19 protein-coding genes and 1 pseudogene are annotated in these 22997 nt (G+C 73.9%); 8 read left to right on the top strand and 12 right to left on the bottom strand.

Annotated elements, in window-relative coordinates; genetic code table 11:
- Positions 1-25: 25 nt before the first annotated feature.
- The 6 genes from hutI to ACIRRS_RS21525 form a co-directional block, all read right to left on the bottom strand.
- The gene (hutI, locus tag ACIRRS_RS21550) at positions 26-1210 is read right to left on the bottom strand and encodes an imidazolonepropionase (protein WP_402972892.1); all 1185 of its coding nucleotides are present in this window, start codon (positions 1208-1210) and stop codon (positions 26-28) included.
- Between the two features lie 30 nt (positions 1211-1240).
- The gene (locus ACIRRS_RS21545) at positions 1241-2602 is read right to left on the bottom strand and encodes a formimidoylglutamate deiminase (protein WP_402972890.1); all 1362 of its coding nucleotides are present in this window, start codon (positions 2600-2602) and stop codon (positions 1241-1243) included.
- Complete coding sequence (locus ACIRRS_RS21540; protein WP_402972948.1) at positions 2593-3774, bottom strand: allantoate amidohydrolase; 1182 nt, start codon at positions 3772-3774, stop codon at positions 2593-2595. Before ACIRRS_RS21540 ends, ACIRRS_RS21545 begins: the two co-directional genes overlap by 10 nt.
- Positions 3775-3791: 17 nt before the next feature.
- The gene (gene hutU, locus ACIRRS_RS21535; protein ID WP_402972946.1) at positions 3792-5447 is read right to left on the bottom strand and encodes a urocanate hydratase; all 1656 of its coding nucleotides are present in this window, start codon (positions 5445-5447) and stop codon (positions 3792-3794) included.
- Positions 5448-5668: 221 nt separating this feature from the next.
- On the bottom strand, positions 5669-6016 hold the full coding sequence (locus ACIRRS_RS21530; protein WP_402972888.1) for a hypothetical protein: 348 nt from the start codon (positions 6014-6016) through the stop codon (positions 5669-5671).
- Positions 6017-6084: 68 nt separating this feature from the next.
- Positions 6085-6954, bottom strand: a complete 870-nt coding sequence (locus ACIRRS_RS21525) for a MurR/RpiR family transcriptional regulator (RefSeq protein WP_402972886.1) — start codon at positions 6952-6954, stop codon at positions 6085-6087.
- Positions 6955-7167: 213 nt separating this feature from the next.
- Here ACIRRS_RS21525 and ACIRRS_RS21520 point away from each other — a divergent pair, with 213 nt between their 5' ends.
- On the top strand, positions 7168-7602 hold the full coding sequence (locus ACIRRS_RS21520; protein ID WP_402972884.1) for a hypothetical protein: 435 nt from the start codon (positions 7168-7170) through the stop codon (positions 7600-7602).
- Between the two features lie 35 nt (positions 7603-7637).
- On the opposite strand, the gene hutH is transcribed toward ACIRRS_RS21520, so the two are convergent.
- Both hutH and ACIRRS_RS21510 read right to left on the bottom strand, forming a co-directional pair.
- Entirely contained in the window at positions 7638-9215 is a 1578-nt protein-coding gene (hutH, locus tag ACIRRS_RS21515) for a histidine ammonia-lyase (protein ID WP_402972882.1), read from the bottom strand.
- A gap of 102 nt (positions 9216-9317) precedes the next feature.
- Positions 9318-10517 carry a macrolide family glycosyltransferase gene (locus ACIRRS_RS21510; RefSeq protein ID WP_402972880.1) on the bottom strand — a complete coding sequence of 400 codons (1200 nt, stop codon included), beginning with the start codon at positions 10515-10517 and terminating at the stop codon, positions 9318-9320.
- Between the two features lie 137 nt (positions 10518-10654).
- Between ACIRRS_RS21510 and ACIRRS_RS21505 the strand changes: the two genes are divergently transcribed.
- Positions 10655-11248 (top strand): TetR/AcrR family transcriptional regulator, encoded by a 594-nt coding sequence (locus tag ACIRRS_RS21505; RefSeq protein ID WP_402972878.1) that lies wholly within the window; start codon positions 10655-10657, stop codon positions 11246-11248.
- Between the two features lie 1070 nt (positions 11249-12318).
- Here the strand turns inward: ACIRRS_RS21505 and ACIRRS_RS21500 are convergent.
- The 3 genes and pseudogenes from ACIRRS_RS21500 to ACIRRS_RS21490 all read right to left on the bottom strand — a co-directional run.
- A pseudogene (locus ACIRRS_RS21500) lies at positions 12319-13545 on the bottom strand (diguanylate cyclase domain-containing protein); the annotation flags it as partial.
- 161 nt (positions 13546-13706) lie between these two features.
- Complete coding sequence (locus ACIRRS_RS21495) at positions 13707-14831, bottom strand: adenylate/guanylate cyclase domain-containing protein (protein WP_402972876.1); 1125 nt, start codon at positions 14829-14831, stop codon at positions 13707-13709.
- Between the two features lie 220 nt (positions 14832-15051).
- Positions 15052-15942, bottom strand: coding sequence for a biotin--[acetyl-CoA-carboxylase] ligase (locus tag ACIRRS_RS21490; RefSeq protein WP_402972874.1), 891 nt, complete (start codon positions 15940-15942; stop codon positions 15052-15054).
- Between the two features lie 226 nt (positions 15943-16168).
- On the opposite strand from ACIRRS_RS21490, the gene ACIRRS_RS21485 reads away from it, so the two are divergent.
- The 6 genes from ACIRRS_RS21485 (at position 16169) to ACIRRS_RS21460 (ending at position 21731) form a co-directional block, all read left to right on the top strand.
- Positions 16169-17758, top strand: coding sequence for an acyl-CoA carboxylase subunit beta (locus tag ACIRRS_RS21485; RefSeq protein ID WP_402972872.1), 1590 nt, complete (start codon positions 16169-16171; stop codon positions 17756-17758).
- Between the two features lie 24 nt (positions 17759-17782).
- Complete coding sequence (locus ACIRRS_RS21480; RefSeq protein ID WP_402972870.1) at positions 17783-18004, top strand: acyl-CoA carboxylase epsilon subunit; 222 nt, start codon at positions 17783-17785, stop codon at positions 18002-18004.
- 121 nt (positions 18005-18125) lie between these two features.
- Positions 18126-18266, top strand: a complete 141-nt coding sequence (mmpB, locus tag ACIRRS_RS21475; RefSeq protein ID WP_402972868.1) for a morphogenic membrane protein MmpB — start codon at positions 18126-18128, stop codon at positions 18264-18266.
- A 30-nt stretch (positions 18267-18296) separates the two neighbouring features.
- Positions 18297-18899, top strand: a complete 603-nt coding sequence (locus ACIRRS_RS21470) for a nucleoside triphosphate pyrophosphatase (protein ID WP_402972866.1) — start codon at positions 18297-18299, stop codon at positions 18897-18899.
- Between the two features lie 64 nt (positions 18900-18963).
- Complete coding sequence (locus tag ACIRRS_RS21465; protein ID WP_402972864.1) at positions 18964-19722, top strand: hypothetical protein; 759 nt, start codon at positions 18964-18966, stop codon at positions 19720-19722.
- A gap of 236 nt (positions 19723-19958) precedes the next feature.
- Positions 19959-21731: an acetyl/propionyl/methylcrotonyl-CoA carboxylase subunit alpha gene (locus tag ACIRRS_RS21460; RefSeq protein WP_402972862.1), complete on the top strand. Its 1773-nt coding sequence runs from the start codon at positions 19959-19961 to the stop codon at positions 21729-21731.
- A gap of 91 nt (positions 21732-21822) precedes the next feature.
- Here the strand turns inward: ACIRRS_RS21460 and ACIRRS_RS21455 are convergent, their stop codons facing one another.
- The gene (locus tag ACIRRS_RS21455; RefSeq protein ID WP_402972860.1) at positions 21823-22818 is read right to left on the bottom strand and encodes a DeoR/GlpR family DNA-binding transcription regulator; all 996 of its coding nucleotides are present in this window, start codon (positions 22816-22818) and stop codon (positions 21823-21825) included.
- Positions 22819-22997: the final 179 nt, after the last annotated feature.

Here is a 22997-nt window from a genome sequence, read left to right as displayed (position 1 = left end):
CGACGGGGCGACGTTGATCCGGGGCTCAGACCTCGCGGACCCCCGCGCGCCAGACGGCGGCCGTGAGGGGGACGCCCGGGCGGTAGGCCAGGTGGACGTGGGAGGGGGCGTCGAGCAGCAGCAGGTCGGCGCGGGCGCCGACGGTGATGCTCCCGACATCGGTGCGGCGGAGGGCGTGGGCGCCGCCTGCCGTCGCCGCCCAGATGGCCTCGTCGGGGGTCATGCCCATCTCCCGTACCGCGACCGCGATGCAGAAGGCCATGGAGCTGGTGAAGCTGGAACCGGGGTTGCAGTCGGTGGACAGCGCCACCACGGCCCCCGCGTCCAGGAGACGGCGGCCGCTCGGGTACTCGGCGCGGGTGGAGAACTCCGCTCCAGGCAGCAGGGTGGCGACGGTGCCGGAACCCGCCAGAGCGGCCACGTCCTCGTCCGTCAGGTGGGTGCAGTGGTCCGCCGAGGCGGCGCCCAGCTCCACCGCGAGCTGTACGCCGGGGCCGTACGTGAGCTGGTTGGCGTGCACCCTCGGGGTGAGGCCGCGCTCGATTCCGGCGGTCAACACGGCGCGGGCCTGGTCGCCGTCGAAGGCGCCCTTCTCGCAGAACACGTCCACCCAACGCGCGTGCGGCGCACAGGCGTCGAGCATCTCGCCGGTGACCAGGTCGACGTACCCCGCCGGGTCCTCGGCGTACTCGGGCGCGACGACGTGCGCGCCCAGGTACGTCGTCTCCGGGGTGTGCGCAGCGGCGATCCGAAGGGCCCGCGCCTCGTCCTCGACCGTCAGCCCGTAGCCGGACTTGCACTCGATCGTCGTCGTGCCCTGCCGCAGCGCCTCCCGCACGAACCGGGCGAGGTTGGCGTCCAGTTCGGCGTCCGAAGCGGCTCGCGTGGCCGCCACCGTCGTGCGGATGCCGCCCGCCGAGTAGGCCTGCCCGGACATCCGGGCGTTGAACTCGGCCGTACGGTCGCCCGCGAACACCAGGTGCGCGTGCGAGTCCACGAAACCGGGCAGCAGCGCCCGCCCCTCGGCGTCGAACCGCTCGTCCGCCGCCGGGGCCTGCGCAGCCGGGCCGACCCAGGCGACGCGGTCGCCCTCGACCACCACGGCCGCGTCCGTCAGCAGACCGAGCGGCCCGGTGCCGAGCCCGGGATCGTTGGTGACCAGGCTGCCGATGCCCGTAATCACGGTGGTCACGGTGGTCTTGGTGCTCAAGACAGCGCCTTCCTAGGAGGAGTCAACACGTCAGCTGCTCAGCGCGCCGATCGACGCCGCAAGCGCCCCCGGAACGTCGCCCACCAGCAGGTGCGCCCCGTCCCGGACGACCTGCCGCCCGCCGACCACCACGTGCCGTACGTCCGCCGCCGAGGCCGCGAAGACGGCGATCTCCGCGCCCAGCCGCGCCGGCGGCCCCGCCGTGCGCACGGTGTCGAGCGCGATCACCGTGAAGTCGGCGAGCGCCCCCGCCTCGATCCGCCCGGCCTCCGGCCAGCCGATCGAGGCGTGCCCGTCCTCGCCGCCGGCCCGCAGCAGCGCGTTCGCCGTCCAGTGCCCGCGCGTCCGGGTGCGCAGCCGCTCGTCCAGTTCCAGCGCCCGCGCCTCCTCCCACGGGTCGATCACGGCGTGGCTGTCGCTGCCCAGCGAGATCGGGCACCCGGCCGAGGCGAGCGCCCGCGCCGGGCCGATGCCGTCCGCGAGGTCCCGTTCGGTCGTGGGGCACATGCAGATGGTGGTCCCCGAGGAGGCCAGCAGCCGGACGTCCTCCTCCGTGAGGTGCGTGGCGTGCACGGCCGACGTCCGGGGCCCGAGCGCGCCGTGGTCGGCGAGCAGCCGGGTCGGGGTGACGCCGTGCGCGGCGAGGCAGGCGTCGTTCTCGGCCGTCTGCTCGGACAGGTGGACGTGCAGCGGCGCCTCCCGCTCCCGCGCCCACCGCGCGACGGTGCCCAACTGCTCGGCCGGGACGGCCCGTACGGAGTGGATGGCGGCGCCGATCCGCGCGTGTTCGCGCGGCTTGAGCGCCTCCGCCCGTACGGCCCAGGCCTCGGCGTCGCCGTCGCTGAACCGCTGCTGCGCGTGCGTCGGTTCGGCGCCGAAGCCGGAGGACAGGTAGCAGGTGTCCAGCAGCGTGATGCGGATGCCGGCCCGGGCGGCGGCCTCGATGAGCGCCTCGCCCATCGCGTTGGGGTCCTCGTACCGGACTCCACCGGGAGCGTGGTGCAGGTAGTGGAATTCGCCGACGGCCGTGATCCCGGCGAGCGCCATCTCCGCGTAGACGGCGGTGGCCAGCTCCAGGTACGAGTCGGGGTCGAGCAGCCCGGCGAAGCGGTACATGGTGTCCCGCCACGTCCAGAACGTCCCCGAGCCGACCTGGACGTGCCCGCGCAGCGCCCGGTGGAAGGCGTGGGAGTGGGCGTTCGCCTGGCCCGGCAGCGCCAGCCCCTCCAGCCGGACGGCGCCGGGCGGGCAGGGCCCGGAGTCGGCGGTGACACCGGCGATCCGGCCCCCGGGCCCGACGGCGATCAGCACCTCGCGCTCGACGGCCGGGCCGTTGGCGCCCGGCAGCCAGGCGTGCTCGGCCCAGTACGTCACCTGCGGGTTCAGCGGCACGCCAGGTCCTCCAGTACGTCGGCGAGGGCGGCGACCCCGGCGAGGCAGTCGGCCTCCTCGGCGTGTTCGGCCGGGGAGTGCGAGACGCCGGTGGGGTTGCGCACGAACAGCATGGCGGTCGGGATCTGCGAGGCGAGGATGCCCGCGTCGTGTCCGGCTCCGGTGGGCAGCACCGGGGCGTCGAGCAGCTTGGCGAGGCGGTCGCGCAGCGGGCCGTCGAAGTCCACCACCGGGGTGTAGGACTCGCGGGTCAGCTCGACGCGGACGCCGTCGCGGTCGCCGCGCTCGGCGGCGGCCTGCTCGATCGCGGCGACGAGGTCGGTGAGGGTGGCCTCGTCCGCCGCGCGGGAGTCCAGCCAGCCGCGCACGAGGGAGGCGATCGCGTTGGTGCCGTTGGGCTCGACGGCGACCTTGCCGAAGGTCGCCAGCGCGCCCGCGAGCCGCGCCTTCTTGCGGGCGGCGAGGACGGTGGTGGCGAAGGTCAGCATCGGGTCGCGGCGGTCCTCGATGCGGGTGGTGCCCGCGTGGTTGGCCTCGCCGTGGAAGTCGAACCGCCAGCGGCCGTGGGGCCAGATGGCGCTGGCCACGCCGACGGGGTGCTCCTCGGTGAGGTGGCGGCCCTGCTCGACGTGGAGTTCGACGAAGGCGCCGATCCGGGAGAGGCGCTCCTCGTCCGCGCCGATCGCGGTCGGGTCGTAGCCGGCCTTCTCCATGGCGTCGGGCAGCCGCAGGCCGTCCGCGTCGCGCAGCTCGTACGCCTGCTCGCGGCTGAGGAAGCCGGAGGTGAGGCGGGAGCCGATGCAGGCCACGCCGAAGCGGGCGCCCTCCTCGTCGCCGAAGTTGACGATCGCCAGGGGCTTGTCGAAGGCGGCGCCGCGGCTTCGCAGTTCGTCCAGGGCGGCGAAGGAGGAGACGACGCCGAGCGGGCCGTCGAAGGCGCCGCCGTCCGGGACGGAGTCCAGGTGCGAGCCGGTGACGACGGCGCCGGGCGCGGTCGGATCGCCGAGCCAGGCCCACTGGTTGCCGTTGCGGTCCAGCTCGTACGTCAGGCCGCGGTCGCGGGCCTGCTGCTCGAACCAGGCGCGGCACTCGGCGTCGGCGGAGTTCCAGGCGAAGCGGCGGTAGCCGCCGGAGGTGGCGGAGCGGCCCACGGGGAGCAGCTCCGCCCACATCTCGTGGAAGCTCGAACTCACAGCTCACCCATCGGCACGCGCACGCCGCGCTCGTCGGCGACCTCGACGGCCCGGTCGTACCCGGCGTCCACGTGCCGGATGACGCCCATGCCGGGGTCGTTGGTGAGCACCCGGCGGATCTTCTCGCCCGCCAGCGCCGTACCGTCCGCGACCGTGACCTGGCCGGCGTGGATCGAGCGGCCGATGCCGACGCCGCCGCCGTGGTGGATGGACACCCACGAGGCGCCGGAGGCCACGTTGACCATGGCGTTGAGCAGCGGCCAGTCGGCGATGGCGTCCGAGCCGTCGAGCATGGCCTCGGTCTCGCGGTACGGGGAGGCGACGGAGCCGCAGTCGAGGTGGTCGCGGCCGATGACGATCGGCGCGGACAGCTCGCCGGAGGCGACCATGTCGTTGAAGCGCTCACCGGCCTTGTCGCGCTCGCCGTAGCCGAGCCAGCAGATGCGCGCGGGCAGGCCCTGGAAGTGCACCTTCTCCTGGGCCATCTTGATCCAGCGGGCGAGCGACTCGTTCTCCGGGAAGAGGTCGAGGACGGCCTTGTCGGTCTTGGCGATGTCCTGCGGGTCCCCCGAGAGGGCGGCCCAGCGGAACGGGCCCTTGCCCTCGCAGAACAGCGGGCGGATGTACGCGGGGACGAAGCCGGGGAAGGCGAACGCGCGGTCGTATCCGGCCAGTTGGGCCTCGCCGCGGATGGAGTTGCCGTAGTCGAAGACCTCGGCGCCGCGGTCCAGGAAGCCGACCATGGCCTCGACGTGGCGAGCCATCGACTCGCGGGAGCGCTGGGTGAACTCGGCGGGCTTGGCGGCCGCGTAGTCCGCCATGTCGTCGAACTCGACGCCGACGGGCAGGTAGGCCAGCGGGTCGTGGGCGCTGGTCTGGTCGGTGACGATGTCGATCGGGGCGTCCATCGCGAGCAGCTGCGGGAGGAGCTCGGCGGCGTTGCCCAGCAGGCCGATGGAGAGCGGCCGGCGCTTGTCGCGGGCCTCCACGGCCAGCTCCAGCGCGTGGCTGAGGTCCTTGGCCTCGACGTCCAGGTAGCGGTGCTCGATGCGGCGGGAGATGCGGGACGGGTCGCAGTCGATGCAGATCGCCACGCCGCCGTTCATGGTGACGGCCAGCGGCTGGGCGCCGCCCATGCCGCCGAGGCCGGCGGTGAGGGTGATGGTGCCCTCCAGCGTGCCGTTGAAGCGCTTGTTGGCGACGGCCGCGAAGGTCTCGTACGTGCCCTGGAGGATGCCCTGGGTGCCGATGTAGATCCAGGAGCCGGCGGTCATCTGGCCGTACATGGTGAGCCCGAGGCTCTCCAGGCGGCGGAACTCCTCCCAGTTGGCCCAGTCGCCGACGAGGTTGGAGTTGGCGATCAGCACGCGCGGCGCCCACTCGTGGGTCTGCATCACGCCGACGGGGCGGCCGGACTGGACGAGCATGGTCTCGTCCTGCTTGAGCCCCTGCAGCGTCCTGACCATGGCGTCGAAGGAGCGCCAGTCACGCGCCGCCTTGCCGGTGCCGCCGTAGACGACGAGCTTCGACGGGTGCTCGGCCACCTCGGGGTCGAGGTTGTTCATGAGCATCCGCAGGGCCGCCTCCTGCTGCCAGCCCTGCGTCGTCAGCCCCGTGCCTCGCGCCGCTCGTACCTCGCGCGGCCCACTCACCTGCTGCACCATGTCCCGGCCTCCCTGCGGATGAATTCATTCAGGATTGGTTCGGCTGAATATATCCAAACATTCGGCCTTCGACCAGACCTGGAGCCATCCGATCAGCGATGACCTGAACCCGCCTCCGGACACGCGTGAAGGGTGCCGACGGGCACGCCCGGGGCACGCCGGAGCGCCCGCCCGGGCAGTCCCGGACAGGCGCTTCGGGCAGGCGGACGTCACGCCGCCGCGTCACCGTCCCAGTCGATGCCGATCTCGGCGAGCCACCGGCGGTCGGCCGCGTCCGGCGCGGACGGGGACGGCGCGGGCGGGGACGACGGGGACGGCGGGCGGGGAACGCTCTGGACCGGCCCCAGGCCGTACTTCTCGGCCGTCGCGGCGGCCTGGTGGGCGTCGGGTTCGATGACCCCGACGTGGACGGCGGAGTCGTCGCCCGGGTCGAGGACGGTCAGTTCGGGTTCGGGCAGCCGCCGCAGGGTGACGCGGCGACCGCAGGTGGGGCAGGACCATTCGTCGACACCCGAGGCGAGGCGGGCGACGAACTTCATCTCATGGATCACGCGCATGGGCGGCACCCCCTGCTGTAGGGGATGCCCGGGTTTGTGACGAGTACTCCCCCGCCCCTGCTTCAGGGCTACTCCAGGAACAGTCCGCGCGCCGCCGCCGACTGCTCGATCGCCTCCAACCGGGCCTCCGCGCCCGGGAGTTCGTCGCACATGCCCTGCAGCAGAACGCGGCCGAGCATCATCGGCGCGCAGGCGGTGTCGAAGACCAGCCCGGTGCCGACGGCCGCCGGGAGCATCAGGTCGGACAGCTTCGCGACGGGGGCGAAGGCGCTGTCGGCGACGGTGAGCACCGTCAGCCCGCAGTCCCGGGCCACCGCCAGCGCGTCCATCAGCTCCCTCGGGTAGCGCGGCAGTGCGAAGCAGAGCAGCGCCGTCGCCCCGGCCGCGGTGGCCTGCTCCAGCCGGTCGGCGAGCATGCTGCCGCCCTCGTCGAGCAGCCGGACGTCCGGGTGCACCTTGCCGGCGAAGTACGCGAAGCCGCGCGCCTGCGCCGAGGCGGCCCGCAGGCCGAGGACGGGCAGCGGGCGGGAGGCGGCGAGCAGCCGGGCGGCGCGCAGGATCGGCTCGGGGTCGGCGAGGAGTTCGGCGAGGTGGCGCAGGTGCTCGATCTCGGCGAGCACGGCCTGCTGGTGCTCGTTGCGCACCGCCTCGTGCGGGGTCTCGGGCGCGGACGGCTCGCCCGCGCCGAGTTCGCGCAGCTGCCTGCGCAGCGCCGGGTAGCCGTCGTAGCCGAGCGCGACGGCGAAGCGGGTGACGGAGGGCTGGCTGACCCCGGCGAGCTCGGCGACCTCGACGCTCGACAGGAACGGCGCCTCGGTGGCGTGCCGGACGAGCGAGTGCGCGATCCGGCGCTGGGTGGGCGTCAGCCGGTGGCCCTCGAACAGCTGGAGCAGGCGGGCGGAGGGCCCGACGGTGCCGGCCTCGTCGGTGGCGGTCATCAGCGCGGTACCTCCTGATGCGAGCGGTTCGGACGACGACTGTGCAGCAGCGCGCCCCTCCTGGCAAAAACGTCTCGTACGGCGGGACGCCCGGCGAGACGCCCCGGCAGTCGGACGCGGTGTCTCGGGGTGACCCTGATTTCACCCTGAGCCCGCCCGGATTCTGCCCGCCGACGGATGGACCGGGCCCGCCTCCGGCCCCACCCTGGTGGCATGGACACCCGCCAGGACGAACTTCGCCGCGACCTCCACGCCGCCCTCCAGGCCCGCAAGGAGCTGGGCAAGGAGTACGAGGACGAGCTGGTCGACTCCTTCATGAAGCGCCTCGACTCCCGGCTGGACGCCCGGGTCGAGAACGCCGTGGCCGACCGGATGGACGACTACGGGCCCTCCTACCGGGGCCACCACGACCGCCCGCGCGGCCGCCGCGCCTGGAGCCGGGGCAGCTCCGGCACCAGGATGGCGGTCGTCTCGCTGGCCCTCGGCATCCCGCTGACGGCGATCGCCGGCGACCCGCACAGCGGCGGCTTCGCCGGACTGCTCGTCTGCTGGGCCGGCATCGTCGGCGTCAACTTCGCCGCCGCGTTCAGCAACCGCCGCGACCAGGACGACCGCGACGAGCGCCGCTCGCGGAGCGACTGGGACTGAGCCCTGCCGCCCCGCGAGCAACACCGGGCAGTCGCTCAGGCCAGCGGCCCGGTGACCTTCTCCACCGCGCGCACCAGCGAGCCCGAGGCGACCAGCGCCGCCGCGGCCTCCAGGTCCGGCGAGAGGAAGCGGTCCCGGCCGGGGCCGCCGACCCCCGCCTCGCGGGCCGCCTCCACCGCGGCCGCGGTCGCCGGGGCGAGCCCGCCGGCCGCGTCCGCCTGCCGGCGGATCTCCAACGCGCGCGCGGAGGCGGTGAGTTCGACGGCGAGGATGCGGCCGAGGTTGTCCACGGCCTGACGCAGCTTGCGCGCCGCCGACCAGCCCATCGACACGTGGTCCTCCTGCATCGCGGAGGAGGGGATCGAGTCGACGGAGGCCGGGACGGCGAGCCGCTTGTTCTCGCTGACCAACGCCGCCTGGGTGTACTGGGCGATCATCAGGCCCGAGTCCACACCCGGGTCGTCGGCCAGGAAGGCCGGCAGGCCGTGCGAGCGCGCCTTGTCGAGCAGCCGGTCCGTGCGCCGCTCGGAGATCGAGCCGAGGTCGGCGGCGGCGATGGCGAGGAAGTCCAGGACGTACGCGACCGGGGCGCCGTGGAAGTTGCCGTTGGACTCCACCCGGCCGTCCGGCAGCACCACCGGGTTGTCCACCGAGGCGGCCAGCTCGCGCGAGGCGACCAGGGCGGCGTGGGCGAGGGTGTCGCGGCCCGCGCCGGCGACCTGGGGGGCGCAGCGGATCGAGTACGCGTCCTGGACGCGCGGCGCGTCGTCCTGGTGGTGGCCGGTGAGGCCGGAGCCCTTGAGCACGGCCAGCATGTTGGCGGCACTGAGCGCCTGGCCGGGGTGCGGGCGGATGGGGGCGTGCAGCTCGGGGGCGAGCACCTTGTCGGTGCCGAGCAGCGCCTCCAGGGTCATGGCGGCGGTGATGTCGGCGGTGGTGAAGAGCCGGCCGAGGTCGGCGATGGCCATCACCAGCATGCCGAGCATGCCGTCGGTGCCGTTGATGAGGGCCAGGCCCTCCTTCTCCAGCAGCTCGACGGGCTCGATGCCGGCGGCGGCGAGCAGCTCGGCGGCGGGCTTCTCCACGCCGTCCGGGCCGGTGGCCGTGCCCTCGCCCATCAGCACCAGGGCGCAGTGGGACAGCGGCGCGAGGTCGCCGGAGCAGCCGAGGGAGCCGAACTCGCGGACCACGGGGGTGATGCCGGCGTTGAGCACGGCGGCCATGGTCTGCGCGACCAGCGGCCGTACGCCGGTGCGGCCGGAGGCCAGGGTCTTCATCCGCAGGAACACGAGCGCGCGGACCACCTCGCGCTCGACGGCCGGGCCCATCCCGGCCGCGTGGGAGCGCACCAGCGAGCGCTGGAGCTGGGCGCGCAGCTCGGGGCTGATGTGGCGGACGGCGAGCGCACCGAATCCGGTGGACACGCCGTAGACGGGGCGCGGTTCGGCCGCGAGGGCCTCGATCCGCGCGCGGGCGGCCGCCATCTCGGCGAGCGCGTCGGGGCCGATCTCGACCCGGGCGTTGCCCCGGGCCACGGCGAGCACGTCCTCCGCGCTGACGTCGGCCTTGCCGACCAGGACCAGCGGAGCGTCGGGGGCCACAGCACTGTGCATATCCATATGCATCATCACATCAGGTGAATGAAGATATGACAACAGGTGCTCGCCATCCGGATTCTCCGCCGCCCCGGCCCCCGCCGCACCCCCGGGCCCGGCTCACCTCCCCAGTTCGGCCTCGATCAGCTCCACCGCCCGGGCCGTACCGCCCTCGGCCCGCCCGGCCGCCGACAGCACCGCCAGCCGCGCGGCCACCGCCGGATCGCCGGTCAGCTCCAGCAGTGCCGCGCGCAGCGCCTCCGGGGTGGCCCCGTCCGTGTCCAGCCGACGGGCGACGCCGTGCGCCACCAGGGCGTCCGCGTTGGCGAACTGGTCGACGCCCTGCGGCACGGCGATCATCGGCACGGCGTGGAACAGCCCCTCGCCGGAACCGCCCATGCCCGCGTGGGTGACGAAGGCGTCCGCCTGGGCGAGCACCGACAGCTGCGGCACCCAGCGGTGAACCTCGACGCCCGCGGGCAGCTCGCCGAGCTCCGCGAGGTCGGTGTGCTTGCCGACCTGCAGCACCGTGTGCCAGCCGGGCAGGCCGCCGAACGCCTCCACGCAGGCCCGGTAGAAGGCGGGCCGGTGCGTGTAGGCCGAGCCCAGCGAGACCAGCAGCACCTTCTCGGCGGCGGCCGGGCGCTGCCACTCGCCCTGGTGGGCGCGGTCGCCGAAGCAGGGCCCGACGAAGGAGACCCTCCCCCCGTCCACCCGGTCTGCGTTGGGCTGCAGGGCGCGCGGGACGAGCGCGACCACCCGCTCCGGCTTCCCCTTGAACGCCTCCACCTCCTTCTGGACGGCCCCGGCCGCGTCCAGCCAGTCGGCGAACCGCCGGTAGTGCGCGGGCCCGCCGGGCGCCTGCCGGACGGCGTCGAACACCTCGGGGAGGTCCTGCTCGATGCCCTCCCAGCCGACGAACGAGGAGGACAGCTGCACCACCGGCACGCCCAGCCGCTCGCCGAGCGCCCGGCCGGCGAAGCCCGCGATGTCGTACAGCACGAGGTCGGGGCGGTCCTCGCCGCCGAAGCGCTCCAGCAGGACGGGCCACATCGACAGGGTGTCGTCGAGGAACACCTCCTGGATGCCCACCGGATCCGCCGGCCAGCTCTCCGGATCCTCGGCGAAGGGAAGCTTCGTCTCGTACGGGACGAACTCGGCGCCGGTGGACTCGACGACCTCCCGGAAGGAGGGGTCGTTGACGTAGCTGACCCGGTGGCCCCGGGCGACCAGCTCGGTGATCACGGCGAGGCTGGGGTTGACGTGGCCGTGGGCCGGGACGGAGACCATCAAGACGTGGGCGGGGCGGGGTCGGGTCATGGGACACCTCCGGGGTCGACGGGGGAACGGGGGAACGGGGGAACGGGGAAGCGGAGACAGAGAGACGAGACGATCCGTCTCGCCGCTTCAAGGCAAGACAATACGTTCCGTCTCGTCGGCTCGCTAGTATTTTCCCCATGGCCGACCAGAGACCCCCCGACCCCGCCCGCCGCAGCGAACGCTCCCGCGCCGCCGTCCTCGCCGCCGCCCTCGAACTCGTCACCGAGACCGGCTACGCGAAGCTCACCGTCGAGGCCATCGCCGCCCGCGCGGGCGTCGGCAAGCAGACCATCTACCGCTGGTGGCCCTCCAAGGGAGCGGTCGTCTTCGACGCCTTCCTCGCCACCAACGAGCGCGACGGCAGCCTCGCCCTCCCCGACACCGGCGACCTCGCCGCCGACCTGCGCGCCGTCCTGCGCCCCACCGCCGACGAACTCACCGACCCCGCCCTCGACCGCACCTACCGGGCCGTCACCACCGAGATCCTCAACGACCCGGCCCTGCGCGCCGAGTACCGCACCCGCCTCCTCGACCCCCTCCTGGAAGCCACCCGCGCCCGCCTCCGCAGCGCCCGCACGGCCGGCCAACTCCCCCCGGACACCGACCTCGACCTCGCCGTCGAACTCCTCTACGGCCCCCTCCACTACCGCTGGCTCCACCACCTCGGCCCCCTCACCCACGCCCACACCGACCGCCTCGTCGAGGCTGCGCTCAAGGCGCTCCGGACGTAAGGGAGTTGGGCCCGCCGGAGGGGAGTCGGGCCCGCAGGGGCAAGGACGCCCAAGGCGCGCACGGCGAGGGCGACTTGAGCGAGCGACAACGTGGCGCGCCGTCGGCGAGGAGCCGGACGGGCCGGACGCCGACCCCGGCCCCGGCGGACGGACCCGCCAGGGCGGACGCACCGAGGCGCGCATCGGGCCGACCACCCGACCACTGAACCTTGGCGGCGCGCTTGCAGCCCTCCGCCGCGCGACATCGGGGGCAGCCGGGCCCGCGAGGGCCACGGCCCCAGGGCCGCTAGGGCGTGTCTTTCGGATCACGTCGGATCAGCGGGCGGCGTTGGGGTGCGTGCATCGGCGGCGCCGAGGATGGAGTCCATGCGGTGGGGGCACCTCCCAGCCGCCAGGCTGGGGGACATCGGCGACTGACGAGAAGCCGGCGAGGTGCGTGCCCCGGCGGCGTCCGCCTGGCGTGATCCGAAAGACACGCCCTAGGCCCCCGGAGGGGAGGCCGGGCCCGCGAGGGCGACGGCGACGAGGGTGCGCATGGCGCAGGCGGCCTGGCCGAGGGGGAGGGTGGCGTCGTCGGCGAAGAGTTCGACGAGCCAGCCGCCCGCCGCGTTCTGGCCGCCGGCCGCGACCATGCCCCGGTAGCCGGAGACGACCAGCATCGCCTCCTCCGCCGGGTCGTTGCCCGCCGCCCCCGCGCGCAGCGCGAAGGCGCCGCCGCGGACGGCCCGGCGGGTCATCGGGTAGTGCCGCAGGTCGAAGACGGCGTCCGGGGCCTCGATCTGGGCGCGCTGGGTCTCCGCCCGGCTGCTGCTGGGCCCGCTGGTCATCCGGTAGACGGCGTGCTGCGCGGTGCGCATCAGCTGCGAGCCCGGCGGCACGTACGAGACCCACCAGCCGACCGCGTCCAGCAGCCGCGCGGAGGTCTCGGCGACGACGACCAGCTTGCCGAGGCTGTCGGCCGGGTGGACGGACCGGGCGGCCGCGGCCTGGTCGAGGGAGGCGAGGACGGCGGTGAGCAGCTGCCCCGGGTCCGCGCTGTGGGCCGCGCCCCGGAAGCGCCGCCGGTCGCCGGAGCCGGCCCGCCCGGCGGGGCCGCGCCGCCCGTCCGCCCGGCGGTGCGGGTCGGCGGCGTCGGCGAGCAGCACGGTGGGGTCGGGCGAGAACCCGGGCCCGTGGCTGCGCCCGGCGACCACCGGGTGGGCGGCGCGGGCGGCCTTGGCCCGGTACTGGGCGGCGTCGGCGAGCCGGAAGAGCCGGTCGGGGGTGGTGACGGGCCCGATGGAGTCCCCGGTGGAGGCGACCCCGCAGGCGACGCCCTCCCCCTCGGAGAGGGCCAGCGCCCGCGCGCACAGCTCCTCCGCGACGGCGACGACCTCGTCCGCCTTCTGGCCCTCCGCGAGCAGGCAGAACTCGTCCCCGCCGAGCCGGGCGGCGAGGCTGCCGGGGAGCTTGGCGGCGGCCAGGGAGAGCTGGTGGGCGAAGCGTTCGAGCAGCCGGTCGCCCATCTCGTGGCCGAGCTGGTCGTTGACCCGCTTGAGCCCGTTGACGTCGCAGACGACGAGGGACACCACCGTGTCGTCGCGGTTGTGCGCGGCGAGCGCGCCCTCCAGCCGCTCGTCGACGGCCCGCCGGTTGGCGAGGCCGGTGAGCGGGTCGGAGAAGGCGAGGCGGCGCAGGTCGGCGAGGCGTTCGGTCTGGGCGAGGCCGGCGGAGATCTGGGCGGCGAGCAGGGTCGCGTAGTCGGCGTCGGCGTCGGTGAACTCGGGCAGGCCGAGCGTGCGGGCGAGGTACAGCTCGCCCCAGGCCTGCCCGTGCAGCACGATCGGCGCGACCACGCAGCAGGCCCGCCCGCGCCGGCGCAGCGCGGCGGCGCGCTCCTGGCAGTACGCGCCGGCGGTCGGGTGCGCGTGCCCGGCGTGCGGCTCGACGTTCTGGGCGGTCTGCACCCAGGCGCGCGGCAGCCGCCCGGTGGTCCAGCGCTCTTCCAGGTAGGTGACGATCTCGGGGAAGTCGGCGACGGGGTACGACTCGTCCTCGGGCAGCTCCTGCTCCCCCGGCGCGAGGTCCCCGTGGTTGACCAGCACCCGCAGCCGGCCGGACTCGCGGTCCCAGACGGAGACCGCCGCCATGGTGGCGCCGAGCGCCTCGACGGCCCGGACGGCGGCGGCCCGGACGGCCTCCAGCGGGGTGACCGCGCCCGCCATGTCCTGGGCGAGCTCGACCACGGACCGCAACCGCAGGTCGGGCAGCGTGCCGGGTTCCCGCGGGCCGCCGCAGTCGCGGCCGCGGTCCGTCATGATCGCCTCACTGCTCACCGGCTCGCCTCGCTCCCTGTGCTCGGTCCTGCCGGACCCCCGTGGGCCGGAACGGCCCGCATGCACCAAGACTATGGCGGTTTCACTCGGTTATGTCCCGTTTGTCCACACCGAAGCGCGAACCGGCCCGTCCACCCCGGCGGTCACTCCGCCTTGAGCCGCCTCGACAGCAGCCACGGCTCGACCAGCCCGAGCCCCCGCACCGGCCGCCGCCACATCGGCTGCAGGTGGAAGCGGTGCCCCGCCTCCGGCACGGGCAGCGGCAGGCCCGAGGCGGGCATCCCCGCCGCGACGGAGAGCGCCTCGGCGAGGCCGGGCCCCTCCGAATCGGCCGGCGCGACGGCCCCGCCATGCTCCAGTGCCGCCGCGAACTCCCCGTCGATCAGCACCGCGTCCTTGGGCGCGATCGAGGTCAGCCGACTGGCCAGGTTGACGGTCGTCCCGAAGACGTCGCCCATCCGCGAGGTGACGGTGCCGAAGGCCATGCCCACCCGCAGCGCGGGGATGGTGTCGTCCTCGGCCAGCGCGTCGATCAGGCTGAGCGCGATCTCGGCGGCCGTCGCCGGGTCCTCCGAGACGTAGAGGATCTCGTCGCCGAGGGTCTTGATCACGCGGCCGCCCTGGCCGGCGATCAGGTCGGAGCAGGTGTTCTCGAAGGTCTCGACGAGTTCGCCGAGCTCCTCCTCCTCCAGCCGCCGCGACAGCCGGGTGAAGCCGACGAGGTCGGCGAAGCCCACCGCCAGCCGTCCGCTGGTGATCTCGTGGTCCTCGGCGGCCTGCACCACCCGGCCGGTGACGGCGGCGAGTTGGCGCCGCCAGACGTACACCAGGAACTGCTCCAGCTCGGGCAGCAGCAGCTCGACCAGCGGGTACGCGACCTCGGCGCGGGTCAGCCCGGGCTCGACGGACTGGGTGAGGTTCTCCAGGAAGGTGTCCATCTGCCAGCCGGCCAGCCGGGCGGTGGTCTGCCCGGTGGAGCGGGCGACCTGGATCGCCATCGACTCGCTGAGCAGCCCGGACTCGACGAGCCCGGCGAGGCGGCGCAGCGCGATCACGTCGCCGTCGGTCAGCGCCCGGGACTGGCCGATGTCGGGGAAGCCCATCGCCCGCCAGAAGCGGGTGGCCAGCTCCATCGGGACGTCGGCGGCGCGGGCGGCCTGGTACGGGGTGTAGCGGCGTGGCGCGTCCAGGATCAGCCGCTCCAGTTCGAGCGCGACCGTCTGGTCGTGGTCGCCCGCCGCCGCGCCGCTGCTGCCGTCCTCTGCCACCGGTCCGTCCCCGTGCGGTCGCCGCACTCGCCTCGTGTCCTGCCTGTCCTCGGCGCGCTGCCTCGTCCGGGCCCGTTCGGCCACCCCTCGAAGCAGTGGCGCGCCTCACACCGCTGCCAGGTGGAATGTTCGCACGGAATCCCGTCATCCGGGGCATCCGCCCGGGTCAAGGGGGAGTAAGGGGAGCACGGACGACCGCTCGTCGAGCGCCTCCCCCCGCTCAGCGGGGCTCGGGGCGCACGTGGACGACGTCCCCCGCGCCCACCGCCCGGCGTGCACCGTCCTCCGCGCGCACCACGAGTCGGCCGTCGCCGTCGATCGCCACCGCCTCGCCGACGAGCTCGGCGCCCCCGGGCAGGTGCACCTTCACCCGGCGCCCGAGCGTGGTGCAGCGGTCGGCGTACGCGCGCATCAGGTCGCTGCCCTGCGGGTCCCCGGCGGCGGCCGTCCACTCCCCGTACAGCTCGGCGAACTCGCGCAGCAGGGCCCGCAGCAGGACGGACCGGTCGGTGGTCGTGGCCCCGGCCAGCGCCAGCGAGGCGGCGGTGGGGACGGGCAGCTCCTCGGCGCGCAGCGAGACGTTGAGGCCCACCCCCACGACCACGGCGCCGCCGCCCAGTTCGGTGAGGATGCCGCCGAGCTTGCGCTCCGCGCCGTCGATCTCGGTCTGGAGGTCGTTGGGCCACTTCAGCCCGACCTCGACCCCGGCGACCCGGCCGAGCGTGCTCGCGGCGGCCACGCCGACCAGGATCGGCAGCCAGCCGTAGCGCTCGACGGGCACCTCCTCGGGGCGCAGCAGGAAGGAGAGGAAGAGCCCGGAGCGCGGCGGGGCCGTCCACTGCCGGTCCATCCGGCCGCGCGCGGCGCTCTGCGCCTCGGCGACCAGCACCGCGCCCTGCGGGGCGCCGGCCCTGGCGCGCTCGGCGAGGTCGCTGTTGGTGGAGCCGGTCTCGGCGAGGACGTCCAGCGAGGTCCAGAGCCCGCCCGGGACGATCAGCGCGCGGCGCAGCGCCGCCTCGTCCAGCGGGGGCCGGTCCAGGTCCGTCCAGGGCGACGGCCCGGCGGTGAAGCCGCGCAGTCCACTGCGGCGGGGGGTGTCGGGTGCGGTCATGAAAGAGACACTAGAGGCCCCAGGCCGCCTCATCGTCCCTCAGAAAGTGGTTCGGCGACACTGTGTCGCTGGCCATAAGCCACGGACGTTACGTCCGGCGCCACCGGCCGTTTACGCTACCCAACGGTAGTTCGCAGCGCCGCCCTGCCCTCCTGCGCGGGCCCCGACATCCGGCCCGCGCGGCACTCGAAACAGGTCGCGGCCGATGATCAGGGAGAGCCACCGGATGACCGAGGCGCCGTACGACCCCCACACCACCGCCGGCAAGCTCGCCGACCTGCGCCGCAGGCTCGACGAGGCGGTGCACTCCGGCTCCGCCAAGGCCGTCGAGAAGCAGCATTCCAAGGGCAAGTTGACGGCCCGGGAGCGGGTCGTGGAGCTGCTGGACGAGGACTCCTTCGTCGAGTTCGACGAGTTCGCCCGGCACCGCTCGACCAACTTCGGGCAGGAGCGGAACCGCCCGTACGGCGACGGCGTGGTGACGGGCTACGGCACCGTGGACGGCCGCCAGGTCGCCGTGTTCGCCCAGGACTTCACCGTCTTCGGCGGCTCGCTGGGCGAGGTGTTCGGCGAGAAGATCGTCAAGGTCATGGACTTCGCGCTGAAGACCGGCTGCCCGGTCATCGGCATCAACGACTCCGGCGGCGCCCGCATCCAGGAGGGCGTGGTCTCGCTCGGCCTGTACGGCGAGATCTTCCGCCGCAACGTGCACGCCTCGGGCGTGATCCCGCAGATCTCGCTGATCATGGGCCCCTGCGCGGGCGGCGCGGTGTACTCCCCCGCGATCACCGACTTCGTGGTGATGGCCGACAAGACCTCGCACATGTTCATCACCGGCCCCGACGTCATCAAGACCGTCACCGGCGAGGACGTCGGCATGGAGGAGCTGGGCGGCGCCCGGACCCACAACGCCAAGTCCGGCAACGCGCACTACCTGGCCTCGGACGAGAAGGAGGCGATCGAGTACGTCAAGAGCCTGCTCTCGTACCTGCCCTCCAACAACCTCTCCGACCCGCCGTCGTACCCCGAGCAGGCCGATCTGTCGATCACCGACGAGGACCTCGAACTCGACACAATCGTGCCGGACTCGGCGAACCAGCCGTACGACATGCGCAAGGTCATCGAGCACATCGTCGACGACGGCGAGTTCCTGGAGACCCAGCCGCTGTTCGCCGGCAACATCATCACCGGCTTCGCCCGCGTCGAGGGCCAGTCCGTCGGCATCGTCGGCAGCCAGCCCATGGACCTCGCCGGCTGCCTGGACATCAACGCCAGCGAGAAGGCCGCCCGCTTCATCCGCACCTGCGACTCCTTCAACGTCCCGGTGCTGACCTTCGTCGACGTCCCCGGCTTCCTGCCCGGCACCGAGCAGGAGTGGGACGGCATCATCCGCCGCGGCGCCAAGCTGATCTACGCCTACGCCGAGGCCACCGTCCCGCTGATCACCGTGATCACCCGCAAGGCCTTCGGCGGCGCGTACGACGTCATGGGCTCCAAGCACCTGGGCGCCGACCTCAACCTGGCCTGGCCGACCGCGCAGATCGCCGTGATGGGCGCGCAGGGCGCCGTCAACATCCTGCACCGCCGCGAGATCGCCGAGGCCGACGCGGCCGGAAACGCCGAGGAGAAGCGGGCCGAGCTGATCGCCTCGTACGAGGACACCCTCCTGAACCCGTACCTGGCGGCCGAGCGCGGCTACGTGGACGCGGTCATCGCGCCCAGCGAGACCCGCCGCCACATCGTCCGGGGCCTGCGGGCGCTGCGCGGCAAGCGCGAGGTGCTGCCCGCCAAGAAGCACGGCAACATCCCCCTGTAAGCCTCCGCGGGAGAGAATCGAACCATGGCCCCGATCCACGTGCTGCACGGGCAGCCGACCCCCGAGGAGCTGGCCACCGTCCTGGCGGTGGTCCAGGCCCGGGCCGCCGCCGCGCAGGCCGCCGCCGAGGCGGCGCGCCGGGCCGGTGTCGGCCCGGCCTCCCCCTGGAACGACCGCGCCCGCCTGCTCCGCCCCGCGATCCACCCGGGCGTCAACGCCTGGCGCACCTCGGGCTGGGCGAGCTAGGTCCTTCGAGAGCGTTTCGAGAGCGTGGGGAGCCGGAAACGGCTCCCCACGCCCGCTTTGCCCCGGAACCTGAGTACGCGTACTCAGGCGCCCCGGGCCCCGCACGACGCACCCTGGACGGGTGCTCTGGTCAGACCCTCGCGACGAACCCTCACCCGAGGCCCGGCGGATGCAGGAACGGATGCAGCGGGCCGGCCGGGTGCTGGCCGCCCTGGTGCTGGTCGGATCCGTCCTGATCATGCTCTCCCGCTGGTTCACCTGAACGGCTCGGACCATCGATACGCTGGTCGGCATGACCACCAAGCGCCCCCTCGTCCTCGCCTCCGCCTCCCCCGCCCGCCTCGGGCTGCTGCGCCAGGCGGGCCTCGACCCGCGCGTGGTGGTCAGCGGCGTCGACGAGGACGCGATCAGTGCCGCCACCCCCGGCGAGCTGGCGCTCGTCCTCGCCGAGGCCAAGGCGAAGGCCGTCGCCGCCGACCTCGCCGACGGCGAGCTGGTGATCGGCTGCGACTCCGTCCTGGAGCTGGACGGCAAGGCCCTCGGCAAGCCCGCCGACGCCGCCGAGGCCGTCGAGCGCTGGCGCTCGATGCGCGGGCGCGCGGGCGTGCTGCGCACCGGCCACTGCGTGATCGACACCGCGACCGGCCGGCAGTCCTCCGCGACCGCCTCCACCACCGTCCGCTTCGGCACCCCGGACGACGCCGAGGTCGCCGCCTACGTGGCCTCCGGCGAACCCCTGTACGTGGCAGGGGCGTTCACCCTGGACGGCCGCTCCGCGCCGTTCATCGACGGCATCGACGGGGACCCGGGCAACGTCATCGGCCTCTCCCTGCCGCTGCTGCGCCGCCTGCTCGCCGACCTCGACGTGCGCATCGTGGATCTGTGGACCAACTGACCTGCCGCACGGGGCGGTCCGCCCTCTAAGCTGACCGCGTCCGGACCGGGGGAGGAACGCGGCGATGACCGACAACGTGCTCAACGTGGTGCTCGGCCTGGTGGCCAGCGCCATCAGCGCCGCGCTCGGCTGGCTCGCGCAGGCGGTGCGCCGTCGGCGCAGGATCGAGCGGGTGCGCCGGTTCTTCGGGCTGCCCGCGGGCAGCGAGTGCCTGATCGTGGTCAACCGCCAGCCGGCGTCCACCCACGCGAAGAGCGTCTCCCGCTCGGACGTGTACGCGCTGATGGAGCTGGCGGCCCTGGTCAAGGAATGCGGGTCGCGGGCCGAACTGGTCGGGCACGAGGAGGTCCGCCAGGGGCTCGGCAACAAGGCCGAGTTCTGCATCGGCGGCCCGGCCAGCAACGAGCGGACGGCGGCCCACCTGACCTCGCGGCTGCCCGGCGTGGCGCACGTTCCCGCCCCGGACACCCTGGTGCTGAACCTGGCGGTCGGCGACACGGAGTTCCGGCACGTGACCGGCTCCGACCCCTCCGGTGGGCAGTCCTTCGTGCTGATCGCCCGGTTGCAGGCCTCGCCGGAGAGCCGCCCGGCCTTCCTGATCTCCGGGCTGACCGCCACGGCCAACCGGGCGGGCGTGCGCTACCTCGTCGCCCACCACCGCGAACTCGCCCGCAGGTACGGCCAGGACGGCACCTTCGCCCTGGTCCTGCGGGTGGTCAACCCGGAGGCGTACGGCCCGGACATGGTCGAACTGGCCGCCGACGTCACCGCCGAGGCCCAGCAGCGCCCCTCCTCCCCCGCCGCCGCGGCGACGGCAGCCTGAGGGGGCCGCGCGAGAGTGTGTCCGATGCCACCGGCCGCCCGTACCTCCGTACGGTCACCGGCTGTTGATCATGCCGTTCCGGCCGTACCGGCGGTGACCTGCACAGTCGCTCCACGGACGGTCGAGGACGCCTCGATTCCCATCACCGAGCGTGTGGGATAGTTCACAACCTGGGGCTACTCGCCGGTACCGCCCAGGAATCCATAAACTCAACGAGGTTCAAGAAGGGAGCCACAGTGCGCAAGGTGCTCATCGCCAACCGCGGGGAAATCGCAGTCCGCGTCGCTCGGGCCTGCTCGGACGCCGGTATCGCCAGCGTCGCCGTCTACGCCGAGCCGGACCGGGATGCGCTGCACGTCCGCGCGGCCGACGAGGCTTACGCGCTGGGCGGTGACACGCCGGCCACCAGCTACCTGGACATCGCGAAGGTCCTCAAGGCCGCCGCCGACTCCGGTGCCGACGCCGTCCACCCCGGCTACGGCTTCCTGTCGGAGAACGCCGACTTCGCCCAGGCCGTCCTCGACGCCGGCCTGATCTGGATCGGCCCGCCGCCGCAGGCCATCCGCGACCTCGGCGACAAGGTGACCGCCCGGCACGTGGCGCAGCGCGCCGGCGCCCCGCTGGTCGCCGGCACCCCGGACCCGGTCTCGGGCGCCGACGAGGTCGTCGTCTTCGCCCGGGAGCACGGCCTGCCGGTCGCCATCAAGGCGGCCTTCGGCGGCGGCGGCCGCGGCCTCAAGGTCGCCCGCACGCTGGAGGAGATCCCGGAGCTGTACGAGTCGGCGGTGCGCGAGGCCGTCGCCGCCTTCGGCCGCGGCGAGTGCTTCGTCGAGCGCTACCTCGACAACCCTCGCCACGTGGAGACCCAGTGCCTCGCGGACAAGCACGGCAACGTGGTGGTCGTCTCCACCCGTGACTGCTCGCTCCAGCGCCGCCACCAGAAGCTGGTCGAGGAGGCGCCCGCGCCGTTCCTGACCGAGGAGCAGAACGCCGAGCTGTACCGCGCGTCCAAGGCCATCCTCAAGGAGGCGGGCTACGAGGGCGCCGGCACCTGCGAGTTCCTGGTCGCGCTGGACGGCACGATCTCCTTCCTGGAGGTCAACACCCGTCTGCAGGTGGAGCACCCGGTCACCGAGGAGGTCACCGGCCTCGACCTCGTCCGCGAGATGTTCCGGATCGCCGACGGCGAGGAGCTCGGCTACGGGGACCCGGAGGTGCGCGGTCACTCCTTCGAGTTCCGCATCAACGGCGAGGACCCGGGCCGCAACTTCCTGCCCGCCCCCGGCACCGTGACGCTGTTCGCCCCGCCGTCCGGCCCGGGCGTGCGCCTGGACTCGGGCGTGGAGACCGGCTCGGTCATCGGCCCGGCCTGGGACTCCCTGCTGGCCAAGCTGATCGTCTCCGGCCGCGACCGCAAGCAGGCCCTGGAGCGGGCCCGCCGCGCGCTGTCCGAGTTCAAGGTCGAGGGCATGGCCACCGCCATCCCGTTCCACCAGGCGGTCGTCGTCGACCCGGCGTTCGCGCCCGAGGTCCACGGCGAGGACGGGCCGTTCACGATCTTCACCCGCTGGATCGAGACCGAGTTCGACAACACCATCCCGGCCTTCGCGGGCGGGGCCGGTGACGGCGAGGAGGCCGAGACCCGGGAGACCGTCGTCGTCGAGGTCGGCGGCAAGCGGATCGAGGTCTCGCTGCCCTCCTCGCTGGGCGTCGCGGCGGCCCCGGCGGCCGGTGCGGCCACGGCCAAGGCGAAGCGCCGCGTGGGTGCCAAGAAGGCCGGTTCGGCCGTCGGCGGCGACACCCTGGCCTCCCCGATGCAGGGCACCATCGTCAAGGTCGCCGTGGAGGAGGGTCAGGTCGTCGCCGAGGGCGAGCTGATCGTCGTCCTGGAGGCGATGAAGATGGAGCAGCCGCTGAACGCGCACAAGGCGGGCACCGTCGTCGGCCTCAAGGCCGAGGTGGGCGCGAGCGTCAGCAGCGGCGCCGCGCTCTGCGAGATCAAGGACTGAGTTCCCACTCAGCCCGCCGACCGGTCCGTACGCCCCGAGGGGGTGTGCGGACCGGTCGCGTTTTCGGCGTACGGCGGGGGCGGGGGTGGGCTCAGCGCCCGCGCTGGAGTCCCATCTCGGCCAGCCGGACGGGCATCCCGCCCGGGCCGACCGGCCCGCCGTGCGCGCCGGGGCGGCGCTGGCCGGGCAGCGGGGCGCCGCCGGGCGGCGGGCCGGAGCGGCGGGCCATCGGGCCGGGCTGCGTCTGGTGGACGGGCCCGCTGCCGGTGCCGTGGACGGGGGCGTCGCTGCCCCCCGCGCCGCCGCCCAGGGGCGCCAGGTCGATCTGCACCCCGCAGTCGGCCAGCGCGTCCAGCTCCCGGGCGGTGGCGTCGTCCGCGGTCGCCTGCTCGTCGGTGACGAGCCGGGTGATGGCGTCGGTGGCGACGGTCTGGAACATGCCGGCCGCGCCGAGCTTGGTGTGGTCGGCGAGGACGATGACCTCGGCGGCCGCCAGCACCATGGCCCGGTCCACGCTCGCGGACAGCATGTTGGCCGTCGACAGCCCGCGCTCGGCGGTCAGCCCGCTGCCGGAGATGAAGGCCTTGGTGACCCTCAGCCCCTGCAGCGCCTGTTCCGCCCCGCTGCCCACCAACGCGTAGTTGGAGCCGCGCAGGGTGCCGCCGGTCATCACCACCTCGACGCGGTTGGCGTGCGCCAACGCCTGGGCGACGAGCAGCGAGTTGGTGACCACCGTCAGGCCGGGCACCCTCGCGAGTCTGCGCGCCAGCTCCTGCGTGGTGGTGCCCGCGCCGACGACCACCGCGTCGCCCTCCTCGACCAGCGAGGCGGCGAGGTCCGCGATGGCGCTCTTCTCCGCCGCGGACAGGTGGGTCTTCTGCGGGTAGCCGGGTTCGCGGCTGAAGCCGCCGGGGAGCACCGCGCCGCCGTGACGGCGGTCGAGGAGCCCTTCTGCCTCCAGCGCCCGTACGTCACGGCGCACGGTCACTTCGGAGGTCTGGACGACGCGGGCCAACTCCCGGAGCGAGACGGCTCCGTTGGCGCGCACCATTTCGAGGATCAACTGGCGACGTTCTGCAGCAAACACAGAACTGACGGTAACCCGCGTGACCGTCTGCTTTCATGCGTTTGCAGCTGGTAGCGGGAAATGCTCACCCACGAGCGGCGCGTGACCGTACAATACGCGCCGTCAGCAAGCCGGGGCTGCGCCCGCCGTCCGGGTGACGTCCCGGCCTGCGCGAAGGGCGGCCACCGACCGGTGACCGC

The sequence above is a fragment of the Kitasatospora sp. NPDC101183 genome, from assembly GCF_044767945.1.
Lineage (GTDB): Bacteria > Actinomycetota > Actinomycetes > Streptomycetales > Streptomycetaceae > Kitasatospora.
This window is presented reverse-complemented; position numbering and strand designations above follow the sequence as displayed.